8 protein-coding genes are annotated in these 13,145 nt (G+C 64.3%); 4 read left to right on the top strand and 4 right to left on the bottom strand.

The features are described 5' to 3' along the window. Positions 1–6: 6 nt before the first annotated feature. Positions 7–759, top strand: a complete 753-nt coding sequence (locus FB598_RS18010; protein ID WP_141917304.1) for an SDR family NAD(P)-dependent oxidoreductase — start codon at positions 7–9, stop codon at positions 757–759. Positions 760–993: 234 nt separating this feature from the next. Next, positions 994–2,313 (top strand): MFS transporter, encoded by a 1,320-nt coding sequence (locus FB598_RS18005; RefSeq protein ID WP_141917306.1) that lies wholly within the window; start codon positions 994–996, stop codon positions 2,311–2,313. 121 nt (positions 2,314–2,434) lie between these two features. Here FB598_RS18005 and FB598_RS18000 read toward each other — a convergent pair whose 3' ends face one another. The 4 genes from FB598_RS18000 to FB598_RS17985 all read right to left on the bottom strand — a co-directional run bounded on the left by FB598_RS18000 (position 2,435) and on the right by FB598_RS17985 (position 9,647). Next, a complete protein-coding gene (locus FB598_RS18000; protein ID WP_141917309.1) occupies positions 2,435–3,883 on the bottom strand; it encodes an efflux transporter outer membrane subunit in 1,449 nt (482 codons plus the stop codon). A 273-nt stretch (positions 3,884–4,156) separates the two neighbouring features. Continuing rightward, on the bottom strand, positions 4,157–5,353 hold the full coding sequence (locus FB598_RS17995) for an efflux RND transporter periplasmic adaptor subunit (RefSeq protein ID WP_141917311.1): 1,197 nt from the start codon (positions 5,351–5,353) through the stop codon (positions 4,157–4,159). A gap of 89 nt (positions 5,354–5,442) precedes the next feature. After that, a complete protein-coding gene (gene mdoH / locus FB598_RS17990; protein WP_141917313.1) occupies positions 5,443–8,058 on the bottom strand; it encodes a glucans biosynthesis glucosyltransferase MdoH in 2,616 nt (871 codons plus the stop codon). Further along, entirely contained in the window at positions 8,031–9,647 is a 1,617-nt protein-coding gene (locus FB598_RS17985; protein ID WP_141917314.1) for a glucan biosynthesis protein G, read from the bottom strand. Before FB598_RS17985 ends, mdoH begins: the two co-directional genes overlap by 28 nt. Positions 9,648–10,066: 419 nt before the next feature. On the opposite strand from FB598_RS17985, the gene FB598_RS17980 reads away from it, so the two are divergent. Both FB598_RS17980 and FB598_RS17975 read left to right on the top strand, forming a co-directional pair. Further along, on the top strand, positions 10,067–10,567 hold the full coding sequence (locus FB598_RS17980; protein ID WP_141917316.1) for a dihydrofolate reductase: 501 nt from the start codon (positions 10,067–10,069) through the stop codon (positions 10,565–10,567). Positions 10,568–10,758: 191 nt separating this feature from the next. Next, positions 10,759–13,023 (top strand): arginine/lysine/ornithine decarboxylase, encoded by a 2,265-nt coding sequence (locus tag FB598_RS17975; RefSeq protein WP_141917318.1) that lies wholly within the window; start codon positions 10,759–10,761, stop codon positions 13,021–13,023. The last annotated feature ends 122 nt before the right edge of the window (positions 13,024–13,145 follow it).

The following is a 13,145-nucleotide window of genomic DNA, read 5'->3' as shown; positions in this document are numbered from 1 at the left end:
AAGGCAATGAATCATTACGACTTCCAGGGCCGCAGCGCCATCATCACCGGCGGCGCCCAGGGTTTCGGTTACGCGGTGGCCGAGCGCCTGCTGCAGGGCAAGGCCAAGGTCGTGCTGTGGGACATGGACGAGAAGGCGCTGGCCGAGGCGCGCGCCAAGCTGGAGCCGCTGGGCAATGTCGAAACCATCAAGGTCGACATTTCCAATGAAGCCGACGTCAAGAAAGCCATCGAAGCCACCGAAAAGGTCACCCAGTCGATCGATATCCTGGTGCACAGCGCCGGCATCGCCGGCCAGAACAATCCGGTGGCCGACTATTCGCCGGAAGAATGGCGCCGCGTGATCGACATCGACCTTAACGGCGCGTTCTACGTCAACCAGGTGGTCGTGCAGCGCATGATCGCCCAGAACTACGGCCGCATCGTCAACATCGCTTCCATCGCCGGCAAGGAAGGCAACCCGACCGCCTCGGCCTACAGCGCCGCCAAGGCCGGCATGATCGCCCTGACCAAGAGCCTGGGCAAGGAAACCGCGACCAAGAACATCGCCGTCAACGCCATCACCCCGGCCGCCGCGCAAACCCGCATCCTGGAGCAATGCACCCAGGCGCACATCGACTACATGCTGTCGAAGATCCCGCGCGCGCGTTTCGTGAAGGTGGAAGAACTGGCTGCCATGGTGGCCTGGCTGGTGTCGGAAGAGAACTCCTTCACCACCGCGTCGGTGTTCGACCTGTCGGGCGGCCGCGCAACCTATTGAGCGACACCATCGACCGGCACTCTCGCCAGCAGCCTGCATAGGGGCATGATGCAGGCCCGCCTGCGGCGGCCGGTCGCAATATCGTCAATGTAAAAAGCAGCACCGGCGGGCGGAGTCCTTCCGTCCGCTCATCCAATCGCACAACAACAATAAGCGACCTCCGCGTACCGCGCGGCGGCATCGGACTTTTTTGCGCCTTCGGTTTTAATCAAAAGCCTTTCGAGGAGAGACATCATGGCAGCAGTACCCTATCCGGCCAGCACGGCGGATGTTCAAGAATCCGACCTGTACCGCAGAATCACCTGGCGCTTCGTGCCCTTGCTGATGGTCTGCTTCGTGTTCGCCTACCTGGACCGCGTCAACATCAGTTTCGCCAAATTGCAGATGCAAAGCGACCTGGGTTTCTCGGACGCCGTCTACGGCCTGGGCGCGAGCATATTCTTCGTCGGCTACTTCCTGTTCGAAGTGCCGAGCAACATGATCTTGCACAAGGTCGGCCCCAAGCGCTGGATCGCCCGCATCATGGTCACCTGGGGCATCGCCTCGGCGGCGATGATGTTCGTCAGCAACGAGACCAGCTTCTATATCCTGCGCTTCCTGATCGGCTTGCTGGAAGCCGGCTTCGTGCCGGGCGCACTGTACTTCTTCACCAACTGGTTCCCGTCGGTGCGCCGCGGCCGCATCAATTCGCTGTTCATGGCGGCCATCGCCGTGTGCGGCATCATCGGCGGCCCGCTGTCGGGCGGCATCATGAAGTGGAGCCATGGCATGGCCGGCATGCACGGCTGGCAATGGCTGTTCCTGCTGGAAGGCATTCCGTCGATCCTGCTGGGCGTGGTGTGCTACCTGGTGATCGACGACAAGATCGAAGACGCCCGCTGGCTCAAGCCTGAAGAGAAGAAGCTGCTGATCGATCGCATCGCGGCCGAACCCAAGAGCGAAGCGGTGCACTCCTTCGGCGCGGCATTGAAACAGCCGTCGACCATCGTCATGTCGCTGATCTACCTGGTGCTGGCTTCCGGCATCTATGGCCTGGTGTTCTGGATGCCGCAACTGATCAAGACCGCCGGCACCGACGACACCTTCATCATCGGCCTGATCTCGATGGTGCCGTACATCTGCGCCGGCCTGGGCATGATCTTCATCGGCCGCAGCTCCGACCGCACCGGCGAACGCCGCTGGCACCTGGCCGGCTGCGCGCTGATCGGCGGCATCGGCTACGCGGCCTCCGCCTACTTCGGCGACAACACGCTGATCCTGGTGATCGCGCTGTCGGCGGCCGCCACCGGCATCATCGCCGGCATCGGCCTGTTCTGGATCCTGCCTCCGCGCGTGCTGTCGGGCGCGGCGGCCGCGGCCGGCATCGCGCTGATCAATTCGGTCGGCCAACTGGGCGGCATCATCACCCCCTACATGGTCGGCAAGATCCGCGACCTGACCGGCAGCGCCGCCATCGGCCTGTATGTGGTCGCCGCCGAATGCCTGGTCGGCGCCGCCCTGCTGCTGTGGGCACTGCCGCGCCGCATCTACTTCCGCGAACCCGCGCAGAAGTGATCCGGCATCGCGCGTAAAGCGCAGGCCCGCCATGCAAAAAGCCCCCAAGGCCCGGAGTTTCGTCCTGGCCTTGGGGGCTTTTCATTTCGCGGTCGGTTTCCCTTGCGCCGCCGCCGTCCGCTCAGGGCGCCGCCGCTCCATTGCCGGCGGCATCGTCGTGCCAACCGCCGCCCAGCGCCTTGTACAGCGATACCGTGGCCTGCAGCCGCTGCAGCTTGATCTGGCCCAACTGGTTCTGCGCTTCCGACAGGGTGCGCTGGGTATCGAGCACCACCATCAAATCCTCGGCCCCGGCGCGGAAACGGATTTCAGACAGGTCGAAGGCGAAACGCGCCTGGTCGACCTCCCCGCTCTTGAGCCGATAGCGCTCTTCCAGGCTGCGGATCGCCCCCAAGGCCTTTTCCACTTCCGAGAGGGAATTGATGACGCCCTGGCGATACACCTGCACCAGTTCCTCCTTCTGCGCAATGGCCAGATCGCGCTGGTTCTTCAGGCGGCCGCCGTCGAAGATCGGCGCGATCAGGCCGGCGCCGATGCTGGCGAACAAATTGGGCCCGTCGAACAGCGACAGCAGCGCATTGCTTTGCGCCCCGGTGGAACCCGTCAGCGTGATGCTGGGGAACAGGGCCGCGCGCGCCACCGCGACGTTGGCGTTGGCTGCAACCAGATTGGCTTCGGCGCGGCGGATGTCGGGGCGGCGCATCAACAGTTCCGAGGGCAGGCCGGCTGAAATGCGCGGCATCCGGATACGGGACAGGCCCTTCTCCTGCACGGTGAAATTCTGCGGCGGACGGCCGAGCAGGATCGCCAGCGCGGTCTGCGCGTCCTGTTCCTGCTGCTGCAGATCGGGAATCAGCGCCTTCTGGTTGGCCAGCGCCGAGCGCTGGCGCGCCAGATCCAGCGGCGAGGCGGAACCGGCCCGGCTTTGCGCTTCGACCAGCCTGAGCACGCGCTCGGCGGTGCTGACGTTCTGGCGCGAGATCTCCAATCGGTCGCGCAGCGACAGCACCTGCAGGTAGGTCGAGACGATGCCGCTGGTGACCGTCAGCGCGACCGTCTCGCGGTCATAGCGGTTGGCGCGCAGCGAGGCTTCGGCGGCGTCGCGACTTGCGCGGTTCTTGCCCCAGAAGTCCACTTCATAGCTGACCTGCAAGGCGGCGCCGGCGGAATTGACCGGCGAGCCACCCGAAATCGGCAAGTCGCGCGCGGCGTTGGCATTGATCTCGACATTGGGCAACAGCGGCGCGCCCGCGATGCGCGCCTGCGCCTCGGCCTGCTTGACGCGAGAGAAAGCGGCCGCGATCTCAAAATTATTGCGCTGCCCTTCATCGACCAGCGCGCTCAGTTCGCTGCTGCCGAATTGCTTCCACCAATCCGAATCGGGCCATAGCTGTTCGGCATGCGCCACATCGGCGAGGGCGCCGATGCTCCATTTATCCGGCACCTGCATCTCGGGCAACGGATCGGTCTGGATCGGGCGCCAGGCGCAGCCGCCCAGCGCCAGGACGCATGCCAGCGTCAACGGCAATGGGGACAACGCTGCAAACTTGGGTGGACGACTGGAATTCATATGTCAGATACGTAGCAGATCATGCGCAGGCCTTGCACTGATGCCGTTCAGTGAAGCGCTGAACGAACGGCATGTTTATTTGTGTTTGTGGAGTCCGGACTCCGTTCGCCCTGAGTCGCTGCGCAGCAGCGTATCGAAGGGCAGGCAAGGGCGCTAACGCCGGCACGCTGGCTTCGATACAGCCCTGGCGGGCCTACTCAGCCCGAACGGATTCTGTAATGAGTGGTTCAGAATGCGCCTTAACGGAACGACATTACTGGCGTTGCACCATTTTTACAGCTTTGGCGCCGCAGGCACCAGTACCTGCTCCCCTTCCTTCAAACCCGATATCACTTGCGCACGTTCGCCATCGCGGATGCCGATCTTGATCTTGCGCGCTTCCAGCTTGCCGCCCTCCTGCACCACCTTCACGGTCTGGGTGCCGTCCATGCCGGGCTTGGCCACCAGCGACAGCGGGATGCTTAGCGCCTGTTCCACGCGCGCCAGCACGAAATAGACATCGGCGCTCATGCCGCTCATCAGTTCGCGGCTGGGGTTGGCGACATCGAACAGCACGGTATAGAACGCCTTCTTGCCCTGGCGACCGGAGTCGTCGGTGGGCAGCAGCATGATCTGGCGCAGCTTGCCGCTCCAGCGCTTGCCGGGATAACCGGGCGTGGTGAAATAGGCGGTCATTCCCTTCTGCAAGCGCGTCACGTCTTCTTCAGCCACCGGCACCTGCACCGTCATGCGCGAGAGGTCGGCAATGCGCATGAGCACTTCCTGGTTGGCGCCCAGCATCTGGCCCACGCGCGCGTTCATGGTGACGATGGTGCCGCTCACCGGCGCCTCGATGCGGGTCTGCTTCTGGATCGCCTCGTCGTCCCTGATCGCGGCTTCGGTCTGCTGGATCTGGGCATTGGTGGCGTCCACCCGGGCCGCGGCCGAGTACATGTTCATGCGGCTGGATTCATACGACTCTTCGCGCGTGGCGTTCTCGGCCTTCAGCTGGGTCTGGCGCTGGAACTGCAGCTGGGCGAAGTCGAGCTGGGCATTCTGCCCCGCCAGCTCCGCCTTCAGGCGCGCCAACTGGGCACGGTTGTTTTCGATGCGGCTGTTCTGCACGGCCGGCGACACCGTCACCAGCAGCTTGCCGGCCTTGACCGTCTCGCCGATGGCGACATCCACATCGGCGATCTGGCCGGCCACCTTGGAGCCGACATCCACATAGGTTTGCACCACCACATTGCCGGTGGCATTGACCACTTGCTCGATGTCGGCCTTCTCGACCCTGACCGTCTCCAGCTTGACCGGCACCGCCCGGGGCGGTTGCGGCGCCTGGCGGTGCTGCCAGAAGGCAATCCCGCCCGCCACCAGCACCGCCAGGATGGCGCCGCCCAATAGCGCCTCACGCTTGCCGCGTGCGCGGCCGGCGCCGGCCGGCAGCGGCGCCGGGGTGGCTTGCGGAAAGTCGTCGCGTTGCTCGGTCATGTCGATTGCGTGTGCCAGAACTCGTTTCAGAAAAAGATCACGGCCGGATTACCGCCCGGCCGCCGTGCGCCCTCGTGCGCCGCCCGCGCTCAGGCAGCGGCCGCCTGCGGCGGCGAAGCGATCGCCGCCAGCCAGTCGGCATGCACGTGCGGCGCCCCGCTCCATACCGCCTGGTGCAACTGCGACAGCAATTGCGGCTCTTCGAGCAAGCTGTTCTTCTGCTTGTCGCTGAGCGCATCCGGACCGTCTTTGAGCGCCGTGCGCACCAGCTGCTCGCGCAGGTGCCGCGTCAACTGCGGCGCTCCGGGATGCGCATGCGCGGTAGCGCAGACCAGGGCGTTGAACGCGGGATCGACAACGGCATCGACGAAGCCCGGCAGTTCAGGGGTCTCATTCAGATGACGCACGGTTTCGCGCAGCTCGAACGGCGGATCGGTCTCTTCCGGAATCTTGAACAGGCCGGCGCGGCGGAAACCGCGGCCGAAGGATACCCGTGAAGACAGCACCGAGGTCGGTATCGAAATCGCCAGCGAACCGGCGATCGGCAGCAGCCACCAGATGAAGGAGGGGTTGAGCCAATAGACCAGCGCACCCCAGGCCAGGCCCAGCAGCGAGTGCCAGCCGTGGCGGCGCAGCGCTTCGCCCCAGCCGGTTTCATTGTCGGCGCGCGGCGGCGATTTCCAGCCGACCGCCCAGCCGAGGAAGGCGCCCAGCACGAAGCGCGTGTGGAACAGCATGCGCACCGGCGCCAGCACCATCGAGAACAGCAGTTCGATCACCATGCTGGCAAACAGCGCCAGCACGCCGCCGAAGCCGCGCGCACCCTTCACCGCAAACAGCAGCACCGCCAGGATCTTGGGCAGGAACAGGATGGTCGCGGTGGCCGACACCAGCGCCAGCGCTTTCTCGGGATGCCATTCGGGCCAGATCGGATAAAGCTGGCGCGGCTCGACGAAATAGGTCGGGTCGATCAGCGTATGGGCGGCCAGCAGTAAGGTCGACAGCAGCAGGAACAGCCCCCACAACGGCGCCGACACATAGGCCATGACGCCGGTGACGAACACCGCGCGGTGCACGACATGCATGCCGCGCGCCAGGAACAGGCGGAAGTTCATCAGGTTGCCCTGGCACCAGCGGCGGTCGCGGCTGAGCTCGTCGAGCAGGTTGGGCGGCATTTCCTCATAGCTGCCGTCGAGGTCGTAGGCGATCCACACCGACCAGCCGGCGCGGCGCATCAGCGAGGCTTCGACGAAGTCGTGCGACATGATCGGGCCGGACAGGTTGCCCTTGCCCGGCAGCGGCGCCAGCGCGCAATGCTTCATGAAGGGCTGCAGGCGGATGATGGCGTTGTGCCCCCAGAAGTGCGACTCGCCCAGTTGCCAGTAGTGCAGGCCGGCCGTGAACAGCGGGCCGTACACGCGCGTGGAGAACTGCTGGATGCGCGCGTACAGCGTCTCGCGCCCGGCTGCGCGCGGCGCGGTCTGGATGATGCCGGCGCCGGGATGCTCTTCCATCAGGCGGGTGAGCTTGGTGAGGCAATCGCCGGTCATCACGCTGTCGGCATCGAGCACCACCATGTAACGATAGTCGGCGCCCCAGCGCCGGCAGAAGTCGTCCAGGTTGCCGCTCTTGCGCTTGACGCGGCGGCGGCGGTGGCGATAGAAGATGCGGCCGAAGCCGCCGGTCTCGCGGCACAAGTCCGCCCAGGCGGCGGTCTCGGCGGCGCAGATGTCGGCCTGGCCGCTGTCGGAGAGCACGAAGAAATCGAAATGCCGGATCTGCCCGGTGCGCTCCAGCGACTCATAGGTGGCCCGCAGGCCGGCGAACACGCGCGCCACGTCTTCATTGCAGATGGGCATGACGATCGCGGTGCGGGCTTCCGGAGCGATCTCCTTGTTGCCCGCCTTCTCGTGCGAGATCAGGTATTTGTCATCGCCGCGCATCAGGACCAGAAAGCCCGTCATGGCGGTCCAGAAACCGGCCGACACCCACAGGAACAGCAGCGCGAACAGGCCCAGCACCAGCATCTCCAGCGGCTTGGTGCCGTGGTAAGGCAGCACGTCGCTCATGAAGTAGGTGGCCATCGAGGTCTGCAGCACCATCAGCACCAGCAGCGTGATGCGGCGCACGTTGCCGGTATGCTGCCAGTAGCCCTTCGGATCCGGCGCATCGGAACTGTCGAGGTGGTCCTCGACGTAATGCGGCTCGTCGTCGGGTACGGCTTCGGCGGCCGCCTTGGCCTTCTTGCCCCGGCGCCAGCGGCTGGGACGGCGCTCCAGCCGGCGGTTTTCCTCTTCCACCCAGCGAGTGAAGGGATTGAGCTCGCCCCAGGGGCGCGGCACCATCGATTTGCGGTTCAGCGGCGGCGCCACGGCAATATGCGGCTGCCCGCGGTCGCTGCCGATCGGCGGCACGCTGCCCTCGGCATCTGCGGCGGCCGGATCTGCGGCGGCTGGATACATCAGGCGCAGGCGCGCATCGACCGAGGCTTGCGCCATCGCGGGAGAGGCCTGGACATCCTGCCCGGCAGCATCGGCCAGCACGCGGTGCAGGTCGGCCACCGGATCGCCGGAGCCCAGCTCGCCCGCCCGTTGCGCCAGTTCGCGGCGCTGCTCAGGCGACAACGGCAGGCGCGCGAGATAGTCCTCAAGCGCCCGGGATGCCGCCGACGTCTGCCTTAGTTGGGGGGTAATATGTAGCTCCACGTTTCTGACAAGGTTGCGCCGCCGTTGGCATTGCGCAGGAAACCGCGCAGCTCGACTGGCTTGTTATCTTCCACCCGGCGCAGCTTGACTTCGATGCGCCAGCCGCCGGTCATGTCGTTCTTGCGCGTGTTCACGCTCACGATCTTGCCGTTGGCATCGGCCTCCACCACGCCCTCGACGCGGGCGTTGGCGGCCAGTTTCTTCAGCGCGGCGCCGTCGAAGTCGATGGCCAGGGCCTGGGAATCGTCCTGCTTGCCGTCTATCCTGGGACGGTAGCCGTGGCCGAAGCGGGTCTGGGTGACCCAGGCCAGCGGCGGACGCTTCTCATTTTCCTTTTGCCACAGCAAGCGGTATTCCACATTCATCGGCTGGCCGACCTTGGGCATGTTGTTCGGTACCCAGTAGGCCACGATGTTGTCGTTGGTTTCGTCCGGCGTAGGGATCTGCACCAGCTCCACCCGGCCCGAACCCCACTTGCCCTTGGGTTCGACCCAGGCGCTGGGGCGCGCCTGGTAGTTGTAGTCCAGGTCCTGGTAGCTGGAGAATTCGCGGTCGCGCTGCATCAGGCCGAAGCCCAGCGGGTTGTCGAACGAGAATGAGGTCACCAGCAGGCGCTTGGGATTGACCAGCGGACGCCACAGCCATTCGCCGGTGCCCGACTGCATCGACAGGCCGTCCGAATCGTGCACCTTGGGACGGAAATCGTCGCCCGGCCCCGGCTGGTTCTCGCCGAACAGGAACATGCTGGTCAGCGGCGCAATGCCCAGCTTGGTCACGTTGGCGCGCAGGTAGATCTGCGCCTTCACGTCCATCGCGGTATCGGCGCCGGGCTTGAGCACAAAGCGATAGGCGCCGGTGGCGCGCGGCGAGTCCAGCAGCGCATACACCGTCAGCTCGCGGCTGTCGGCCGAGGGACGCTCCAGCCAGAACTCGGTGAAGCGCGGGAATTCCTCGCCGGAATACAAGGCGGTGTCGATCGCCAGCCCGCGCGCGGACAGGCCGTAACCTTGCCCCTTGCCCATGGCGCGGAAATAGCTCGCGCCGTGGAAAGTCAGCACGTCATCCTTGACCTTGGCCGAGTTGACGGGGAAGCGGATACGGAAGCCCGCGAAACCGATATTGCGCAGCCCGCGCGGATCGATATTGCGGTTGGCGCTGTAATCGAACAATGCCGGGCTGAAATTGATCTCGCGCACCGCGCCGCCGACCACCTCGTTGACCCTGACCGGCTCGTTGAACCTGCCGCCCAGGTGGATGAAGGAAAGCTCGAACGGCAACTTCTGCGCGCGCCAGTACGATTTCTCGGCGCGGAAGTGGATCTGGTTCGCCTGCTCGTAGCTCAGGTCCTTGATCGACTTGGGCAGGCTGTCGGAGGGTTTCTTGTACGATTTGGCGGCCAGGGCCTTGGCGCGCGCGGCCACCGTATTGAAATCGAAGGCGAAGGCGGCCGAATGGACCGCCAGCAAGCCGGCAACCGTTGCCGGAATAACAAGGCGACGCCACCATGCCGGCCTTGCGGCGCGGCGCGGAAACGAGCCCGGCACAGGCCATTTGATGAACTTGAACGACATTATTGTTTTGTCTGACATGCAATCTTCTGGTTGAAATGCTTCCGGCCCGCGGCAGCCGTACGCCGCGACCGGCCCGGAAAGCAAGGCGCTAGTTTACCCAAATGTTGCGTGAATTGTTCGGCCGATGGCCCGAACCCGGCATTTGCCGGGGATATTGCCATCAAGTAATCCGATATAGCCATACCGGACCGGATGGCGATGTTGCCGGATCGGATCCGCCGCCCCGTTCCATCGGTTCCGCGCTGCCGGCGCAGCATTTTCGGCTATGCACTATCCCATATAAGGGCGGCGGCGCCACAGAAAGTTCCGTAGTGCAGCATGGCTCCTGTAACATGACGGGTTCGGCAGGCGGCAGCCGATCTTCCCGATCCGCGGCCGCGCCTGTTTGCCGCTTATTCATTGCTTAGTCATCCATCTGATCTGAACAGCACACGCGTATGTCTTCTTCCTCCGCAGCGGGCAACCTGACCATCGTCGTCGCCACCGACCGCAACAACGGCATCGGCATCAACAACACCCTGCCCTGGCACCTACCGGAAGACCTGGCGCACTTCAAGCGCACCACTTCGGGCCACGCCATCCTGATGGGCCGCAAGACCTTCGAGTCGATCGGACGGCCGCTGCCCAACCGTCGCAATATCGTCATCACGCGCAATGCAGGCTGGCAACATGCCGGCGTGGAAACCGCCGCCTCGCTGCCGGAAGCGGCCGCGCTGGCCGGCGACGGCCCCGCCTTCATCATCGGCGGCGCGCAAATCTATGCCGAAGCGCTGCCGCTGGTGAACCGCCTGATCATCACCCGTATCGAGCAAACCTTCGACTGCGACGCCTTTTTCCCCGCGCTCGATCCGCAAATCTGGCAAGAAACCGCGCGCGAGCAACATCGCGCCGAAACTTCCGGATTTGACTACGCGTTTGTGACATACGAAAGACGCTGAGCGGGCGCGCCGGCCGCTGTTGCTTTTTTCCGTTTTTTGCTTAATATGCGCACCTCTTTTGCGCATATCTGCGACAATCCGCTTTCTTTTTTGGCGCGCAAGCTTTCCGCCCAGGCGCAGTTTCTTTTTGCCCTTCTGAACGCATGCCGCCCCTCCATGGCGTCTCCTGCGTTCAAGCCCTGGAGAACACCATGAAATTCCGTTTCCCCATCGTCATCATCGACGAAGACTTCCGCTCCGAAAACACCTCCGGCCTCGGCATCCGCGCGCTGGCCGACGCCATCCAGGCCGAAGGCATGGAAGTGCTGGGCGTGACCAGCTATGGCGACCTGGCCCAGTTCGCGCAGCAGCAGTCGCGCGCCTCGGCCTTCATCCTGTCGATCGACGACGAGGAACTGGGCGCCGGCTCCGACGAGGAAACCGATTTCGCGCTCAAGGCCCTGCGCGCCTTCGTCGGCGAAATCCGCCACAAGAACGCCGACATCCCCATCTACCTGTACGGTGAAACCCGCACCTCGCGCCACATCCCCAACGATGTGCTGCGCGAGCTGCACGGCTTCATCCACATGTTCGAAGACACGCCCGAATTCGTGGCCCGCCACATCATCCGCGAAGCCAAGTCCTACCTCGACGGCCTGGCGCCGCCGTTCTTCCGCGCGCTGGTCGACTACGCGCAGGACGGCTCCTACTCCTGGCACTGTCCCGGCCACTCCGGCGGCGTGGCTTTCCTGAAGTCGCCGGTGGGCCAGATGTTCCACCAGTTCTTCGGCGAGAACATGCTGCGCGCCGACGTCTGCAACGCCGTCGAAGAACTCGGCCAGCTGCTGGACCACACCGGCCCGGTGGCCAACTCCGAACGCAACGCCGCGCGCATCTTCAACGCCGACCACTGCTACTTCGTCACCAACGGCACCTCGACCTCCAACAAGATGGTCTGGCACTCCACCGTGGCGCCGGGCGACATCGTGGTGGTCGACCGCAACTGCCACAAGTCGATCCTGCACTCGATCATCATGACCGGCGCCATTCCCGTGTTCCTGATGCCGACCCGCAACCACCTCGGCATCATCGGCCCAATCCCGCTGGAAGAGTTCACGCTGGAAAGCATCGCCAAGAAGATCGAAGCCAACCCCTTCGCCCGCGAAGCCAAGAACAAGAAGCCGCGCATCCTGACCATCACGCAGTCGACCTACGACGGCGTGGTGTACAACGTCGAGACCCTCAAGCAGATGCTCGACGGCGAGATCGACACCCTGCACTTCGACGAAGCCTGGCTGCCGCACGCCACCTTCCACGACTTCTACAAGGACATGCACGCCATCGGCAAGGACCGCCCGCGCGCCAAGAAGTCGATGATCTTCTCGACCCAGTCGACCCACAAGCTGCTGGCCGGCCTGTCGCAGGCTTCGCAGATCCTGGTGCGCGAATCGGAAACCGTGCAACTGGACCAGGACGCCTTCAACGAAGCCTTCCTGATGCATACCTCGACCTCGCCGCAATACTCCATCATCGCCTCCTGCGACGTCGCCGCGGCCATGATGGAAGCGCCGGGCGGCACCGCGCTGGTGGAAGAAAGCATCCTGGAGGCGCTGGACTTCCGCCGCGCCATGAAGAAGATCGACCAGGAGTTCGGCCTCGACTGGTGGTTCCAGGTGTGGGGCCCCAACAGCTTCTCCACCGACGGCATCGGCGAGCGCGAAGACTGGGTCATCAAGGCCGAAGACGACTGGCACGGCTTCGGCAACCTGGCGCCGGGCTTCAACATGCTCGACCCGATCAAGGCGACCATCGTCAACCCCGGCCTGTCGCTCGACGGCCAGTTCGGCGAGACCGGCATCCCGGCCTCGATCGTGACCAAGTACCTGGCCGAACACGGCGTCATCGTCGAAAAGTGCGGCCTGTATTCGTTCTTCATCATGTTCACCATCGGCATCACCAAGGGCCGCTGGAACACGCTGGTCACCGCCTTGCAGCAGTTCAAGGACGACTACGACAAGAACCAGCCGATCTGGCGCATCCTGCCCGAGTTCGCCGCCGCCAACCAGGGCCGCAACGCACGCTACGAGCGCCTCGGCCTGCGCGACCTGTGCCAGCAGATCCACGAGACCTACAAGGCCTACGACGTCGCGCGCCTGACCACCGAAATGTACCTGTCGGACATGCAGCCGGCCATGAAGCCCTCGGACGCCTTCGCCAAGATGGCGCACCGCGAGATCGACCGCGTACCGCTGGACGAGCTGGAAGGCCGCGTCACCTCGATCCTGCTGACGCCTTACCCGCCGGGCATTCCCCTGCTGATTCCGGGCGAGCGCTTCAACAAGACCATCGTCGACTACCTGAAATTCGCACGCGATTTCAACGAGAAATTCCCCGGCTTCGAAACCGACGTGCACGGCCTGGTCAAGCGCGAAGTCAATGGCAAGCGCGACTACTTCGTCGACTGCGTGAAACAGTAAGACCCGATGCGCCAGGCCTCCTGGCCTGCGCTGCGGAAAAGACAAAGCCGATACCGTGCGCCGGTATCGGCTTTGTCTTTGATGGTTCTATTCTGATGGTTCTATTCTGATGGTTCTATTCT

This window comes from Herbaspirillum sp. SJZ106 (genome assembly GCF_006715495.1).
Taxonomy (GTDB): Bacteria; Pseudomonadota; Gammaproteobacteria; order Burkholderiales; family Burkholderiaceae_D; genus Herbaspirillum.
This window is presented reverse-complemented; position numbering and strand designations above follow the sequence as displayed.